The following is an 18,337-nucleotide window of genomic DNA, read 5'->3' as shown; positions in this document are numbered from 1 at the left end:
TTTGAGCTTTCAACTTTCAGCTCAAAACTCAGCTTGGCAACCCGCTTCTTTTGAAGTGGTAAAATCCAATTACAAAACATTCAAAACAACTCAATATGCCCACGTATTTTCGGGTAGCAAGCACAATATTGTAGGTTTTGCAACCGAATTGCAAGGGTTGACAGGAGTTGAACTTCCTTTGGATGCTTACAAAAAAGGAACGAATGCTCCATTACAATTAAAATTCAAGGAGCCGGTTCAAGTGCTGATAGGAATTTTTCAAGAAAAAAATAATTCAGATTACCGCCAATTAAACAATGCCAAATTAGTTCTGGAAAACGGGGTTACCATCACGGGTTTGCCACCTGTAAATGTATATGCGATTTCTTATCCAAAAGGAACTCAAATTATCAATCCCGAAGGGAAAGGCTTGTTCGCCGTTTTAGGAGTAATCAAAAACAATCAACCAATAGTTTCCCGTAATGCCCAATTATTGGACGGAAAATTATGGAATATGCCTTACATCATTGAAGGATTCTCGGATGAGAAACCGCTTTTCGAAATCATCGGCGGAGAAAATAAAGCGGTGATCGATGAAGGAATGCCCGGAACAGAAGATATTCAGGGTGGTTTTGAAGGCGGAAGAGTGGTAAAAGTTGGAGAGACTTATCATATGTTTCCAACCGAAAGAGCGGGAGAAAAAGGTGTTCCTTATTATTACGACCGTGTAAAAACCAAAATTGGACACTGGACCAGTAAAGATGCCATTCACTGGAAAAGAGAATCGACAATTTATCAGGCCAGCGGAGTGTATGCCGTTACCGAAGACGATAATCCTATGAACGACCGACGTTCGGCAATCTGGTCGTACATGCCGGTTTTCAACGAAAAAGCAAACAAATGGTACGGCTATTATTTGGCTTACACCGTTCACAAAGAAATCGAACCTAATCATTCTTTCGGAAGAATTTGGCGTTGCGAATCGACTGTTGACGGCATCAACGGAATTGGCGGACCTTACAAAGATATGGGCATTATTATGGAACCTGGTTTGGATTCCCAGCCTTGGGAAGGTCGTCAGGGAGTGGCTTCCTTTTTTCCGTATAAAGTCGGCGAAAAATATTTTGGCTTTTACAGCGGTGCCTATCCATTTGCCTCTTGGGCCGATTATCCGAAGAAATCAGGAAAAGGCTGGTTCGTTGCTTTGGCAGAATCCAATAGTCTGGAAGGTCCGTGGAAACGATTAAACAAAGGTCTGGAACCGATAAAAACGATCCATCCGCAATTTGTCGAAAATCCGATTGTGAGCCAGTTGCCAAACGGTTTGTACATCGCCATTTTTGACGGAGGTCCGGAAGGCTGGGGACATCATTTACCGAATATGATTGGATATTCACTTTCAAAAGACGGAATCAATTGGGGAGAAGCACGTTATCTGCCCATAGAAACCAAAGTCGATAAATGGTGGGATATTATGCGAACACCGCTTTGTTTGATCCCCGAAGGAAATGATGTTTACACCATCGTGTACAACGCCATCGATCTGAAAAGAAGATTTCATCCCACAGGAATGGTAAAAGTAAAACTGAACAAAGACGTAATGGAATCGAAGTTGAAAGAGCTAAAGTAAAATTGCCCACGGATTACGCGGATTAAACGGATTAAACGGATTAAACGGATTGACACAGATTATTTAATTTTAAAATCTGCCAAAATCTTTTTAAATCTGCGTGCCAAAAAAGAGAAAAAATTAGCACGCAGATTTAGCAGATTCGGCAGATTTTATATCGTATAAAAAATAAGAAATCCGCGAAAATCAGTTCAATCAGTGTCATCTGTGGCCTAATAATTGAAGCAAATTAATTGAAATGAAAAACACAATACAATATCTCGTACTTGGAATCACAGCTTTGCTGACAGCAAGTTGCGCCACCAAATACAAAAAAAGAGAAATCAACGAAACCGTAATGCAGGAGATTTACAACGAAATCAAAACGCCTTACAAATACGGTTTGGTAATGGTGCCAACGGACAACTCTTATAAAATGGATTGCCCGAGTGTTTTCAGAAAAGACGGAAAATGGTATATGACCTATTTGATTTATGACGGAAGAGGATACGAAACCTGGCTGGCCGAAAGCGATGATTTATTGCATTGGAAACATTTAGGAAAAGTAATGTCCTTCTCGGAAAACGAAAAGCACTGGGACGTGAACCAAAAAGCCGGATATATTTCACTACAAGACCCAACCTGGGGTGGAAGCTACGAATGGGAAAAATACGATGACAAATACTGGATGAGTTATTTTGGTGGTGACAGCAAAGGCTACGAAGCCGGAGTGTTGTCAATCGGAATGGCTTATACCAAAGAAGCACCGACAAAGCCTCACGAATTTCAGAGATTGGAAAATCCGGTTTTAACACCAAAAGACAAAGACGTAAGCTGGTGGGACAACAGTACAATGTACAAAAACAGCGTCATTCGTGACAAAGAGAAATTGACGGGACACAATTTTGTGATGTATTACAATGCCCGAGGCGACAGTTTGAAACCGCAAAAAGGCGCAGAAAGAATTGGAATGGCCGTTTCAGACGATATGAAAACCTGGAAACGGTTCGGGAAAAATCCAGTTTTGAATAACCATAGAGGAATCACGGGCGATGCTTACATTCAACGAATCAATGATACCTGGGTGATGTTTTACTTCGGAGCTTTTTGGACGGGTTGGGATCAAGGCGCTTTCAACCGTTTTGCTGTATCGAACGATTTAATTCATTGGAAAGATTGGAAAGGAGACAATTTAATTCAGTCATCAGAACCGTATGATAATATGTTTGCGCACAAATCATTTGTAGTAAAACACGATGGCGTGGTATATCATTTTTACTGCGCAGTGAATAAAGCAGAGCAAAGAGGAATTGCGGTAGCGACTTCGAAAGATTTAGGTAAAAGTGAAACGAATTTTGTGGCTCCGCCAGAGAAAAAAGAGAAGAAATAATGAATAATTTTAAGGTACTATTTTTTGTCCTGTTTGGAATAACTGTCCAAGCGCAATCCGTTACAGGTGAGCCTGCTGGGATTCCTGAATTACATAAAAAATATGAATTTGCCCCTTGGGAAGATCCAACAGTTACAAGCATTAATAGACAGCCCTCGAGAGCAACTGCTTATTCGTATGCCAATATCGAAGATGCCTTAAAAGGAGACAGAACCAAAAGCCGAATCCAAATGCTGAATGGTGATTGGAATTTCAAATATGCGGTAAATTTAAAAGAAGCATCGAAAGATTTTTATAAAACCACCGTATCAGGCTGGGATAAAATAGAAGTCCCTTCCAACTGGGAAATGAAAGGTTACGATAATCCGATTTACAAAAGTGCCGTTTATCCGTTTAGACCAATAAATCCACCTTACATTCCTAAAGATTACAACGGGATTGGTTCCTACCAACACAGTTTTACTGTTCCTGCAAACTGGAAAGACATGACTGTGACTTTGCATTTTGGTGGAGTAAGTTCAGGTTTCCAAGTTTGGCTGAACGGAGAATTTTTGGGTTATGGAGAAGACAGTTGTTTGCCATCGGAATTTGATATTACACCTTATTTGAAAGAAGGAGAAAATGTGGTTTCAGTTCAAGTGATTCGCTGGGCAGATGGTTCGTATCTCGAAGATCAAGATCATTGGCGAATGAGTGGAATCCAGCGTGAAGTCTTCATTATGGCTGAGCCGAAATTACGCATTCAGGATTTCTTTGTTCAAACCAAATTGGATAAAGAATACAAAGACGCGATTTTCAAACTGCGTCCAAAAGTGGAGAATCTGACTGGTGAAAAAATCAAGGATTACACGATGAATGTCCAACTTTATGATGCCAATAATAAGGCGATGTTCAAAGAACCGCTTCAAAGACCGGTGATTGATTTAATCAACGAAAGTTACCCTCGTCTGGACAATGTTCGTTTTGGATTCTTTCAGGAAACCATCAAAAATCCAAAAAAATGGAGTTCAGAAGAACCAAACTTATACACTTTGGTAGTTTCGATAAAAGATAAAAACGGCAACATCACCGAAGCCAAAAGCTGTAAAGTTGGTTTCCGTTCGATTGAATTTTCGAAAGAAAATGGCAAGATGTTAATCAACGGGAAAGAGACTTATGTGTATGGCGTGAATCGTCACGACCATCATCCAACTCGTGGAAAAGCGGTAACCAGAGAAGATATCAAACAAGATATTACGACAATCAAGAAATATAATTTCAACTTCATACGTACCAGCCACTATCCAAACGATCCGTATTTTTATGAATTATGCGACCAATACGGAATTATGGTAATGGACGAAGCGAATCAGGAAACTCACGGAATTGGCGGAAAATTGAGCAACGATCCAAAATGGACTAACGCTTATTTGGAGCGTATGACCCGAATGGTCGAAAGAGATAAAAACCACCCATCGGTGGTGATGTGGAGTTTGGGTAACGAAGGCGGAAAAGGACCCAATCATTCCGCAATGTCGGGTTGGGTTCACGATTTCGACATTACGCGTCCGGTGCATTACGAACCGGCGCAAGGAAATGCAAAATTAGACGGTTATATCGATCCGCTGGATAAGGGATATCCAAAAACAATCGACCACGCCTACCGATTCGAAAACCCGCAGGATGATTCGTATGTCGATATGGTCAGCCGATTTTACCCAGGCGTTTTCACTCCGAAATTTTTGGTGGATCAAAAGAAAGATACCCGACCAATTATTTTCGTGGAATACTCGCACGCTATGGGGAATTCAGTTGGAAATCTAAAAGAATTATGGGATGAATTCCGTTCGCTTCCAAGAGTTATTGGAGGCTGTATCTGGGAATTTAAAGATCAGGGATTGGTAAAATTCGATTCCAGATCGGGTCAGAATTATTTTGCCCACGGTGGGGATTTTGGCGAAAAATACCACGACGGAAATTTCAATACCAAAGGAATTGTTGATTCTAACGGAAAACCAAAAGGTTCGCTTTATGAAAATAAATGGGTCTATCAGCCTGTTGTTTCCACTTTAAAAGACGGTTCTCAATTGGAAATCAAAAATCGTCAGGCGGTTAAATCTTTGGCAGATTATATTCCAGTTTTAAAAATATTGGAAAATGGAAACATTATCAAAACGCAGATTCTAAAATCATTCAATTTAGAAGCGGGACAATCGACAACTTTAAATGTCAATCAATATTTGCCAAAAATGAAAGCGGATGCAGAATATATTTTGAATATTGAATTCCAACTTTCGAAAGAGGAACTTTGGGCTTCTAAAGGGTATTCGGTTGCAGAAGATCAATTTTTGTTGAAAAAGAAAGGAGCAATTACTGAATCTAAAAAATCAGGAACGGCAAATGTTTCCGAATCGGATTCGGAATTTAAAATCAAAGGAAAATCGTTCGACATCAATATCAGTAAAGTAAACGGTGCTTTGAGTTCGTATATTTTCAATGGAGAAGAGCAAATATTTTCGCCATTACTCCCTAATTTTGTTAGACCGCTTACGGACAACGACAAAAGAGGATGGAAGTCGCAAAAGGTTTTGAAACAATGGTATAAAGCTATTCCCAAATTGACCAATATCAAAATGGACAAGTCAAGTTCGGAGATCAAAATCATCAGCGATTACGAAATAATTAAGGACAGTGCCAATGTAACCGTGGTGTACAACATCAAACCGGACGGAACGATAAAAGTGGATTACAGTTTGAAAGCTTCTAATAAATTACCAAACATTCCGAAAATTGGAATGCAAATGGGCGTTCAAAGAAAGTTTGACCAAATTTCATGGTACGGAAAAGGAGAATTGGAGAATTATAGCGACAGAAGTTTTGGATCATTTGTTGGAAAATATTCGTTGCCAATTAATGATTTTATAGAGCATTACGTAAAACCACAAGAAAACGGAAACAGAACAGAAGTGAGATGGATGGCTATGACAACTCCCCAGAAAAATAAAGGATTTTTGGTTGTCAATGATGCCAAAGTTTTAAGTATGAGTGCGTGGCCTTATACGCAGGAAAATTTAAGCGGTGCCACACATACTTATGACTTAAAAGATCCCGGATTTTTGACCGTGAATATTGATTTGATTCAGATGGGAGTGGGTGGAAATGACAGTTGGTCGCCCGTGGCACAACCTATAGAACAATATCAAATTAAGTCGGGAGATTATCAGTATAGTTTTTATTTGGTTCCTTTTACGGGGGCGAAAAACGAATTGGAAAGCAGTTTGAAGAAGTTTAAATATTAGTCATAATGTTCAACAAAAAAATCTTCTTTTTTATTTTACTTCTTGCGGGATTTCTTTCTGCACAAGAAAAACCTAAAAAAGAAAATGCCTTGTTTCATCCAACAATTGAATCCTCAAAACCTTGGGTGTATTGGTATTGGATGAAATCGGCTTATTCCAAACCTGGAATTACGGCTGATTTGGAAGCAATGAAACAAGCTGGAATTGCTGGTGCGTATTTGATGACCATTAAAGGTCCGGCAAATCCGCCATTAATAGATCCACCGGTTTTGCAATTGACTCCCGAATTTTGGGATTTGGTACATTGGGCTTTTAAAGAAGCAGAACGTTTAGGATTGAAAATTGCTTTTCACGGAGCCGATGGTTTTGCCGTTGCAGGCGGACCTTGGATTACGCCCGAAATGTCAATGCAAAAAGTAGTTTGGTCAACATCTGAAATTTCTGGAGGAAAAACAATTACTTCAAAACTTCCTGTTCCGGAGCATTACAAAGAGTATTATAAAGACATCGCTACTTTTGCAATTCCAATTAAAGAGTTTCAAACCAGTTCACAAATTCAACTGCCTAAAGTTACCACTTCAACAAATACAGACGCATCATTTTTGGCCGATCCTAAAAAGGATGACAACTTCAGGTTTGCCGAAAAAGGTTGGATTCAATATGAATTTGACAAGCCCTTTAGCTGTAAATCAATCGTGATTGAGACTAAAGGAAGGGATTTTCAGGCGCAACGCTTGATTGTGGAAGTTAGCGATGACGGAATTCATTTTAAATTTCACGAAAGAATGATTGCTCCGCGTCACGGTTGGCAGGACATGGATTATCCTCACACACATACAATTGCGCCGGTTACCGCAAAATATTTCAGATTTGTTTATGATCCGGTTGGTACTGAACCTGGTGCCGAAGATTTGGATTTTGCCAAATGGAAACAAAATCTGAAAGTGAGTAAAATTACCCTCTCCAATCAGGCATTAATTGATAATTATGAAGGAAAATCAGGAGTAATCTGGCGTTTGAGTCCAGAAACTTCTGCGAAACAAATTCCGAATTCTGAATCTTTCAAGAAATCGGAAATCATTAATATTTCGAAATGGGTTGATGCCAACGGAAATTTGAATTGGAAAGCACCCAAAGGAAAATGGAAAATTATCCGAATGGGACACACTTCTACTGGACACGAAAATGCTACAGGTGGAGCAGGAAAAGGTTTGGAAGTAGATAAATTCAATCCCGAATTAATTCGTTTTCAACTCGATCATTGGTTTGGCGAAATGATTCGCACTGTCGGACCTGAACTGGCTTCAAAAGTTTTGGAAATCCTGCATTTTGATAGTTGGGAATGTGGAAGCCAAAATTGGTCTTCTGTTTTTCTGGCTGAATTTCAAAAAAGACGCGGTTATAATCTTGTAGATTATTTGCCTGTGATGGCTGGAATTCCAGTAGAAAGCGCTACAGTTTCGGAGAAAGTTTTATATGATGTTCGTAAAACAATTGCCGATTTGGTAGCCGATAATTTTTACGGAACCGTGGCTCAAATTGCCAAAGAAAACAATGTAAAATTAAGTTCAGAAAATGTCGCGCCAACAATGATGAGTGATGCTTTGCTGCATTATAAATATGTCGATTATCCAGGTGGTGAATTTTGGCTGAAAAGCCCAACACACGACAAACCTTTTGATATGGTCGATGCCATTTCGGGCGGACATATTTATGGGAAAGATATTATTCAGGCAGAATCTTTTACCGCTCTGCGTATGGATTGGGACGAACATCCTGGAAATCTAAAAACAACGGCAGATCGCAATTACGCTTTAGGAATCAACCGATTGTTTTACCACGTTTTTGTACATAATCCGTGGACGGATAGAAAACCGGGAATGACTTTAGACGATATTGGAACTTTTTTCCAAAGAGACCAAACCTGGTGGAAACCCGGAAAAGCGTGGTTTGATTATTGTCAAAGAGTACAGTTTCAGTTGCAAAAAGGAAAACCTGTAATTGATTTTGCGGTTTTTATTGGTGAAGATTTTCCATCACGTTCTTTTGTGCCGGATCGTTTGGTGCCGTTTATTCCTAATGTGTTTGGAAAAGAAAGACTGGAAAGCGAAAAATTACGATTGGAAAATGAAGGCCAACCAACTGCAAAAATGCCGAAAGAAGTTACCTATTCCAAAAATATAACCGATTTGTCACAATGGGTAAATCCATTAAATGGCTATCAATACGATTCTTTCAATGCCGATGTTTTATTGAATAATACCAAAGTTGAAAGCGGAAAAGTGATTTTTAGCAACAGTATTGAATATAGTGCTTTATTGTTTCCAGGAAGTCATAAAATGGCGCCTAATAAAATGATTTCTTTGGCTGTTGCCAAAAAAATATTGGAATTGGTAAAAGACGGAGCAACCATTTTTATTGATGAAAAACCGAATTTGCAACCGGGAATGTATTCTGAAGTGGATCATAAAAGTTGGCAAAATACAATAGACGAAATTTGGAGTAATAACTCGAATGCAACTTCTTGGAAAATCGGAAAAGGAACGATAATTAAGTTGCCTTTTTTGGGAAATGATTTTGCGTCGATAGGAATTCACCAAGATGTTTATTTTCCAAAATTAAACCGTGCCGATTCAGAAGCAATTGCTTGGACACACCGAAAATCGGAAACCGAAGATGTTTACTTTCTTTCCAACCAAAAAGAGGAAAAACGATTTTTTGAAGCTTCTTTCAGAATAGGCGGAAAAATTCCGGTTTGGTACAATCCCGTTACCGATAAAACATCGGCTTTAGCTAATTGGAAAATCGAAAAGGGGAGAACAATTGTTTGGATAAATTTAGAAGCAAATGAATCCGGTTTTGTGATTTTTAAAGACGAAACAACAGAAGTTCTCGCAAAAGAAAATCAAAAAGGTATAGAATTTGAAAACGTTCAGACTTTGGACGAGAATTGGGAACTGCGATTTGACCCTGAATTTAAAGGTCCGAAGGATATCGTAAAAATTAGCAAACTTTTCGATTGGAGCAGTTCAGAAAATGACAGTATAAAATATTATTCGGGCACGGCATCTTATCAAAAAGAATTGGTTTGGAAAGGAAAAACCGGAGATAAAATTTGGTTGGATTTAGGCACAATTGCCAATATTGCCGAGGTAAGCATCAACGGCAAAGACTGCGGAACACTTTGGACTTTTCCTTATAAAGTGGACATTTCGAACGCATTGAAAAAAGGTAAAAACACCATCGTTATAAAAATAACAAATACCTGGGCAAACCGATTGATAGGCGACCAGAAATTACCAAAAGAGGAAAAATTAACCTGGACAACGGCTCCTTTTAGATTGGAAGGAAATCCATTGCTGAAAGCGGGATTATTGGGGCCGGTGACCATTGTAAAAGAAAAAACAGAAAAGAAATGATACATTTTAGAAACTATATTGTTGCGATTTTTTTGCTTTTAGCAAGCTTCCAAATCAATGCAAAAATCAAATTACCGGCATTGTTTACGGACAATATGATGTTGCAACAAAAGTCGAATACACCAATGTGGGGTTGGGCTTCAACCAATGCAAATGTTACGATAAAAACATCTTGGGATTCCAAGACTTACAAAGTAAAAGCAGATAATTCTGGAAAATGGAAAACAGAATTGCAGACTCCATCTTTTGGAGGGCCATTTACAATTGAAATTTCGGAAGGAAACGAAAAAGTAGTTGTGAAAAATGTACTGATTGGTGAAGTTTGGTTATGTTCCGGTCAGTCCAATATGGAAATGCCTTTGAAAGGTTTTCCGGGACAGCCTGTTAAAAACGGAAACGAAATTATCGTTAGATCAGCCAACAAAAACATTCGTTTGATCACGATTCCAAGAGCTACGGTTCTTGAACCTTTGGAGGATTTTGAAGGGAAATGGGAAATGGCATCACCAAAATCAACGGCAAATTTTAGTGCAACGGCTTGGTATTTTGGTTCGCTTTTGCAGGAAATTTTACAAGTTCCGGTTGGGTTGATTCACGTTTCGTATGGTGGTTCAAGTATGGAAGCTTGGATGAATCAGGAAATGTTGAAAGACTTCGCGAGTGCCAAAATCCCGACTACAAAAGAAGATTTGGCAAAAGATCCGAATCGTGTTCCTTCAACTTTGTTTAACGGAATGCTTTCACCCGTGATTGGTTACGGAATCAAAGGCTGTATCTGGTATCAGGGCGAATCGAATTACGAACGAGCTTCGGAATATACGGCTTTGATGAAAAAGATGGTCAGCAGTTGGAGAGGCTTGTGGAAACAAGGCGATTTTCCTTTTTACTATGCACAAATTGCCCCGTTTAACTATGCACAATTTCATCCAAAAGATAATTTGGAGAAATACAATTCTGCTTATTTGAGAGAAGCGCAACTGAAAGCTTCAAAGGAAATTCCGAATTCGGCAATGGCGGTTTTGATGGATGTTGGCGAAGAAAACAACATTCATCCAATGGACAAAGAAAAAGGGGGGAACCGATTGGCTTATTTGGCTTTGGCCAAAACCTATGGTGTGGAAGGCTTCGAATTTGAAAGTCCAAAATATAAAGCTTTGGAAATAAAAGACAATTCCGTAACAGTCTCTTTCGACGATGCACCGAACGGAATTACGGCTTACGGAAAAGAAGTGACTGGTTTTGAAATCGCCGGAGAAGACAAGGTTTTTTATCCTGCCAAAGCCGAAGTACGAAGAAAATCGGTAGTGTTGACATCGGATAAAGTGACTAAACCAATTGCGGTTCGATATTTGTTTAAAGATTTTATGAAAGCCGAATTGTTTAGCACGGGCGGATTGCCGGTTTCGTCTTTCAGGACGGATGAATGGTAATATTAGCTTTCCTGCAAGGTTTTTAAAACCTTGTAGGTATTAATTGGTTTGAAACCCAGATGAGATTATAAATACCTACAAGGTCAGAAAAAGACCTTGCAGGAAAACATAAAAAATGAAAAATACAATAATTCTATTTTTTCTCTTTTCCTCGCTTTTAGTCAAGGCGCAAATTCCCGTGCTTGACAATTACAACCAAATTTGGAATACGCAAAGTAACAATTCCTCAGAATCGATGCCGTTGGGAGGTGGCGATATTGGCTTGAATGTTTGGGTTGAAAAAGGCGATTTGTATTTTTATTTTTCGCGTTCAGGAACTTTCGACGAACACAATACTTTGTTGAAATTAGGGCGCGTAAAAGTTACTTTAAGTCCAAATCCTTTTGAAGGAAAAGAAGGTTTTTATCAGGAATTGAAACTGAAAGAAGGCTATATTTTGGTAGGTCAAAACGATGCCAAAATCAAGCTTTGGGTTGATGTTTTCAAGCCGATAATCCATTTGGATTTAGAAAGTGAAAATCCGCTGAAAATGACGGCTTCGTATGAAAGTTGGCGTTACAAAAACCGTGATTCCAAAGGAAAGGCCAATAATGCCAATTCTTATAAATGGGCTCCTCAGGGTGATATTGTAACTTTTAAAGATTCGATTGATTTTGAAAATAACGGAGTCAAGTTTTACCACCGAAACCGTGAACAAACCGTTTTTGACGTGGCGGTAAAACAGCAAGAAATGGAATCGGTAAAAGACCAAATGATGAACCCGATTGTGGATTTGACGTTCGGAGGATTTATGAAAGGCAACAATTTAAAACCAGACGGAACTTACCTTGGAAAATATCAGGATACGGATTTTAAAGGTTTTAATTTAACGAGTATAAAACCTTCAAAAAAACAGTCGCTGGAAATTTATCTAAATACCAGCCAATTTGATTTTAATACTTGGAATAACGGTTTGAAAATTTTGATTGCTGCAAATAAGGGAAGAGTAGAACAGGCAGAGAAAAACACAATAAAATGGTGGAATAACTTCTGGAATCGTAGTTTTATTCATACGCAGAAAAGTAGTTCTAAGGCGAAGGATTCAGTCTATCAAATCGGGCAAAATTATCAATTGTTTCGCTATATGCTGGGTTGCAATGCGTATGGAAAATATCCAACCAAATTCAACGGCGGACTTTTTACGGTCGATCCCGTTTTCACCAATCCCGACTTGAATTTTACGCCCGATTTCAGGAATTGGGGAGGAGGAACAATGACGGCTCAAAATCAGCGACTGGTTTATTTTCCGATGGTGAAAAGCGGTGATTTTGACATGATGAAATCGCAATTGGATTATTATTTGGGCTTGCAAAAAAACGCCGAATTGCGTTCGCAGGTCTATTGGAAACACGGCGGAGCATCTTTTGTTGAACAATTGGAAAATTTTGGCTTGCCCAATCCTGCCGAATACGAATGGAAACGCCCTGCCGATTACGATCCCGGAATGGAATACAATTCCTGGCTGGAATACGAATGGGACACGGTTTTTGAGTTTTGTCAAATGATGCTGCAACAGAAAGAATATGCCGGCGAAGACATCGGGAAATACAATTCGTTTATTATCAGTTGCCTTCGATTTTTTGATGAACATTATCAATATTTGGCTAAAAACAGAGGTAGAAAAGCATTGGATGGAGAAGGAAAACTGATTCTTTTTCCGGGTTCGGGAGCCGAAACCTACAAAATGGCGAATAATGCCAACAGCACCATTTCCGCTTTGACTGTAATTACGGAAAAGCTTTTAAACCTTTCGGAGAAACAGTTGTCCAAAGAAGAAGCAGATTATTTGAAAGGATTTCAAACTCGAATTCCGCCTTTGAATTTCGGGACTTTTGACGGACATAAAACATTGGCTCCGGCCAAATCTTGGGAACGTATCAACAATTCCGAAGTGCCACAGTTGTATCCTGTTTATCCGTGGGGAATTTACGGCATTGGAAAACCGGATTTGGAAACGGCCTTGAATACATGGAAATACGATACCGATGCCATCAAATTTAGAAGCCATGTCGGTTGGAAACAGGACAATATTTTCGCGGCGCGTTTGGGATTAACAGCAGCGGCAGCGAAATACAATACCTTGAAAATGGCCAATTCCGACCGAAGATTTCCAGCGTTTTGGGGACCAGGATTCGATTGGGTTCCGGACCATAACTGGGGCGGTTCGGGGATGATTGGCATGCAGGAAATGCTTTTGCAGGAAGCTGATGGAAAAATATACCTGTTTCCGGCTTGGCCAAAAGACTGGAATGTGCATTTCAAGTTGCACGCCACACAAAACACGACGGTGGAAGTCGAATTGAATAACGGGGCTTTGAAAGTGCTGAAAGTGGTTCCCGAAGAAAGAAAAAAGGATGTCATTAACCTGCTTGGCAAATCAGGGGCAGAAAAAATAAATTTAAAATAAAACAAGATGATGAAGGGATTAGTAAGTGGTTTGGTTTTGTCGGCTGTTTTGGCCGTAAATGCACAAGCACAATCATTAAAAAGTGGGACTGAAAAACAAATCGTGAAAGTCGATTTCGATTTTTCGCAACGAAGAGTGGAAGAAGTAAACGACACCAATTATAATTCTTGGCCGATAAGCGAACAAAAGCAAGCCGAGAAATCTTTCAATAACCTAACGTTCAAATTGAAAGGAAATTTCAATTCGAAATGGTACAAGGTGGGGATGAGTGCACCTTTTTACAGTAAATTGGCGAGCGATGGTTTGGCTACGGCCGAAAATTTGGAATTGGTTATCAGTGGGCTGAAAGCGGGACAACACTCGTTGTTGACTTTTCACAATACTTTTGACAAAATCGAAGGAAAAACATTTGCACCCGTAAAAATTTTCGTGAATGATAAATTGGCAGAAACCGTTACACCAAGTAATCGTTCCAATTCCAAAATAGAAACCGCGACAGCTTATATTGTTTTTAATGCTGAAGCAAACAAGGACGTGGTGATTCGTTTCGAATTGGATGCAAAATCAACCGACTTTATCCAACAAATGGTAATCAACGGATTTGAAATTGACACGCCAAATTTGAAAAAGCAATCGCATACGCCAAAGCCTGAAAATGCCGACGAACACGTGGTGATTGACAATAATTTGGTGTTGAAATGGGAATCGGCAAAAGATGCGGTGGCACACCAAATCTATTATGGAACCGATAAAAACGCAGTTTCAAATGCTACCGAAAAATCTCCTGAATTTAAAGGAAAATTAACCGTGAACCAATTCGAACTTGGAAAATTGTACAGCGGAACAACCTATTACTGGCGTGTGGATGAATTGGATGCCAAAGGAAATACAACATTGGGAACAGTTTGGTCATTCAAACCGGCACAATTGGCTTTTCCGGGAGCTGAAGGATACGGTCGTTTTGCCGTTGGAGGAAGAGGCGGAAAAGTGGTTGAAGTGACTAATTTGAATGACAGTGGACCAGGTAGTTTGCGTGATGCCGTTGATCAGCCTATTGGGTCAAGAACTATAGTTTTCAATGTTTCGGGAAATATCAAATTACAATCAAGATTGGTAGTCAATCAACCATATATAACTATCGCAGGACAAACCGCTCCGGGCGAAGGAATTACTATCAGCAGAGCACCTGTTGGACTGACAGGAAATGATGGCGTAATCCGATTTTTGAAAGTTCGAATTGGAGGCGGAACCACTTTTGACGGAATGGGACTTACGGGAGCCAATCATAGTATTATTGACCACTGTTCCATCAGCTGGACTATCGATGAATCTTTTAGCTCTAGAGGATCACACAATATTACCCTGCAACGCACCTTGATTTCAGAAGCTTTAAATATTGCGGGTCACGATAAATATCCGGCAGGAAAAATGCACGGATATGCCGCTACCATTGGTGGTGATGTGGGTAGTTTTCACCATAATTTATTGGCACACAATGAAGGCAGGAACTGGAGTATAGGTGGTGGTTTAAATGGAGATGGTTTTTACGGAGGAAGATTGGATATTCGTAACAATGTGGTGTACAATTGGGGACATCGTGCCACGGATGGTGGAGCCAGTGAAGTAAATTTCGCAAATAATTATTACAAACCAGGTGCTTCAACTAAAATATTCGTGGCGTTAAATGCACAAATTGAAGGTGTTGGAAAAGGGAAACAGCAATATTATTTTGATGGAAACGTGATGCCCGGTTATTTTAATGAAAAGAATCAAGATAAAGGGAGAAAGTTCACCATATCCAATAAGGCGATTGTAGATTATGATGTGTTTTTGCCAAAACCATTTTTCGAATCTTTTGTAACCAATCAGACTGCAGAAGCAGCTTACAAGGATGTGCTTTCGGATGTGGGAGCAAACCAACCATTTTTTGATAAACACGATGTTCGAATTGTTGATGAAACCTTGAAAGGAACTTTTACCTACAAAGGAAGCAAAAGCGGTTTGGGAGGTTTAATAGATAATGAGCAAGATGCCGGTGGTTGGCCAAATTTCGCAAATGAAAAACGTTCCACAGATTGGGATACCGATCACGATGGATTGCCAAATTGGTGGGAAGAAGCCAAAGGGTCAAATGTGAATTCGGCAGCAAATGATTTTTCAGACACCAATTCTGATAAAGACAAAGACGGGTTTACCCAATTGGATGATTATTTGGATTGGATGGCAAAACCTCACTTTTTTATCAATTCTGGTGAAAAATTGACCTTGGATGCCAAAGATTATTTCAAAGGATACGAGAAAAAACCGGTATATACTTTCTCTGAAGTTAACAACGGAAAAGTTGATGCAAAAGGTTCAACGATTGAATTCACGTCAGCCAAAAAAGGATTGGCCTCGTTCAAAATAACCGTAACCGACAAAGACGGAGACACGATGACTCGTATAATCAACGTTTTTGTAAAATAAAAAGTTACCGCAAATTCGCAAATTGAACACCTTGAACAGGTTTTAATAATTTGCGAATTTGCGGTTGAATTTTACGTTTTAATCTATGACTAAATTTTTAAAATAAAATCATAAAAATGAAAAAGCAGCTCATTCTATTATCGACCCTACTTTTTTCTACAACTTTTGTGGCGCAGAATAAAGGTTTGGTGGCCAATTCAGAAAGCCCTTATTCCAAATTGCAAAGCGTGAATTTGCAGGATGTACAATGGACAAACGGTTTTTGGAAAGAACAATTTGATGTGGAAACCAAAAACACCTTGCCTTATATGTGGAATTTGTATCATAACGATTCTATTTCGCACGCCTATAAAAATTTTGAAATTGCCGCTGGTGAAAGTAAAGGAACTTTTAAAGGCCCTTCTTTTCACGACGGCGATTTTTACAAGATTTTTGAAGGAATGGCAGCTACTTATGCCATAACCAAAGACAAGAAATTGGATGCTGAAATGGACAAAGCCATTGCGCTTTTTGCCAAAACACAACGCAAAGACGGCTATTTGCATACGCCGGTTTTAATCGACGAACGTTGGGGAACTTTGGGGCCCGAAGAAGTAAAAAAACAACTGGGTTTCGAGAAATACAATATGGGTCATTTGATGACTGCCGCCTGTATTCATTATCGCGCCACCGGAAAAACCAATTTTTTGAATGTAGCCAAAGGAGTTGCCGACTTTTTATATGATTTCTATAAAAAAGCATCGCCGGAATTGGCTCGAAATGCCATTTGTCCTTCGCATTATATGGGCATTGTGGAAATGTATCGCACGACTAAAAATCCAAAATACCTGGAATTGGCCAATAATCTAATTGACATTAGAGGAACAACCAATGACGGAACAGATGACAATCAGGATCGAATTCCGTTTAGAAAGCAAACCACGGCAATGGGTCACGCCGTAAGAGCCAATTATTTGTATGCTGGTGTGGCCGATTTATATGCTGAAACAGGAGAGAAAAAATTATTGGACAATCTGGAATCCATTTGGGATGACGTGACTTATCGAAAAATGTACATCACGGGAGCTTGCGGTTCTTTGTATGACGGTGTTTCTCCAGACGGAACTTCGTATAATCCTGCCGATGTGCAAAAAATTCATCAGGCGTATGGAAGACCTTTTCAATTGCCGAATGCCACTGCGCATACTGAAACTTGTGCCAATATCGGAAACGTGTTGTGGAATTGGAGAATGCTTCAAATTACCGCAGATGCCAAATATGCCGATGTTGTGGAGTTGGCCTTGTACAACAGTGTATTGTCGGGAATTAGTTTGGAGGGAAAAGAGTTCTTTTACAACAATCCGTTGAATGTTTCCAAGGATTTGCCATTCAAGCAAAGATGGAGCAAAGAACGCGAAGGTTATATTGCTTTGTCGAATTGTTGTGCGCCAAACGTGACAAGAACCATAGCCGAGATCAGCAATTATGCCTACAATCTTTCGAAAGAAGGAGTGTATGTCAATTTATACGGAAGCAATCACTTGAATACTGTTATGCTAAACGGCGAAAAATTGGAAGTGGAACAACAAACGAACTATCCTTGGGACGGAAAAATCACTTTGAAAATTGTGAAAGCTCCCAAAGACGAACAAGCTTTTTTCTTGAGAATTCCGGGTTGGAGTCAGGGAACTACAATTTCAGTAAATGGTAAAAACATCAATGAAGCTATTGCTTCAGGTTCGTACCAAAAAATTGCCCAAAAATGGAAAAAAGGAGATGTTATCGAATTGAATATTCCAATGCCGGTAGAGTTGATGCAGGCCAATCCATTGGTGGAAGAAATCAAAAACCAAGTGGCGGTAAAACGTGGACCAATAGTGTATTGCTTGGAGTCGAATGAACTTCCTGTGAATGTGAAAGTGAATGATGTGATTTTAAATCTAAATTCCAAATTCACCACTGATTTCATTAAAATTGATAATCGAAATTTACTAACTATTAACGCCAGTTCGTCTGTTACTTCAGATAATTCTTGGGATAAAAAATTGTACAAACCCATTTCGACCAAAGAAAATAAAGAATATAGCATAAAATTGATTCCTTATTTTGCGTGGGGAAATAAAGGTAAGGGCGAAATGTCTGTTTGGTTGTCGCATTAATGTTTTGTCACGTAAATACAAAGTTGAAATGTATTTAGTTCTGTTTGCAATATTTTCAAACAGGAATAGCGGTAAAATAGATTTGGCAGTAAAAAAATGGAAGTAAATGACTAAAATTTGAAAGGCGTTATTGCTTTAATAAAATACTTTTGTTAAAAATAGGATTATTAACCGAATTCAGG

8 protein-coding genes are annotated in these 18,337 nt (G+C 39.2%); all 8 read left to right on the top strand.

The genetic code is table 11. From position 1 onward, the window contains the following. Position 1 precedes the first annotated feature (1 nt). The gene (locus tag BUC16_RS01045; RefSeq protein WP_244534317.1) at positions 2-1,609 is read left to right on the top strand and encodes a glycoside hydrolase family protein; all 1,608 of its coding nucleotides are present in this window, start codon (positions 2-4) and stop codon (positions 1,607-1,609) included. 238 nt (positions 1,610-1,847) lie between these two features. Next, positions 1,848-2,978: a glycoside hydrolase family protein gene (locus BUC16_RS01040; protein ID WP_073367277.1), complete on the top strand. Its 1,131-nt coding sequence runs from the start codon at positions 1,848-1,850 to the stop codon at positions 2,976-2,978. Continuing rightward, the gene (locus tag BUC16_RS01035) at positions 2,978-6,256 is read left to right on the top strand and encodes a glycoside hydrolase family 2 TIM barrel-domain containing protein (protein WP_073367275.1); all 3,279 of its coding nucleotides are present in this window, start codon (positions 2,978-2,980) and stop codon (positions 6,254-6,256) included. The genes BUC16_RS01040 and BUC16_RS01035 overlap by 1 nt, the downstream gene beginning before the upstream one ends. Positions 6,257-6,261: 5 nt before the next feature. Next, positions 6,262-9,675: a glycosyl hydrolase gene (locus BUC16_RS01030; protein ID WP_073367274.1), complete on the top strand. Its 3,414-nt coding sequence runs from the start codon at positions 6,262-6,264 to the stop codon at positions 9,673-9,675. Further along, positions 9,672-11,105, top strand: a complete 1,434-nt coding sequence (locus tag BUC16_RS01025; RefSeq protein ID WP_073367272.1) for a sialate O-acetylesterase — start codon at positions 9,672-9,674, stop codon at positions 11,103-11,105. Before BUC16_RS01030 ends, BUC16_RS01025 begins: the two co-directional genes overlap by 4 nt. Before the next feature lie 115 nt (positions 11,106-11,220). Further along, the gene (locus BUC16_RS01020; RefSeq protein ID WP_073367271.1) at positions 11,221-13,551 is read left to right on the top strand and encodes a DUF5703 domain-containing protein; all 2,331 of its coding nucleotides are present in this window, start codon (positions 11,221-11,223) and stop codon (positions 13,549-13,551) included. 6 nt (positions 13,552-13,557) lie between these two features. Continuing rightward, entirely contained in the window at positions 13,558-16,017 is a 2,460-nt protein-coding gene (locus BUC16_RS01015) for a pectate lyase family protein (RefSeq protein WP_073367269.1), read from the top strand. Positions 16,018-16,133: 116 nt separating this feature from the next. Further along, entirely contained in the window at positions 16,134-18,155 is a 2,022-nt protein-coding gene (locus tag BUC16_RS01010) for an aceric acid hydrolase (RefSeq protein WP_084546068.1), read from the top strand. Positions 18,156-18,337: the final 182 nt, after the last annotated feature.

The organism is Flavobacterium fluvii (assembly GCF_900129545.1).
GTDB classification, from domain to species: domain Bacteria; phylum Bacteroidota; class Bacteroidia; order Flavobacteriales; family Flavobacteriaceae; genus Flavobacterium; species Flavobacterium fluvii.
The sequence above is the reverse complement of the archived record's forward strand: the minus strand, read 5'-3'. Positions and strand labels throughout refer to the sequence as shown.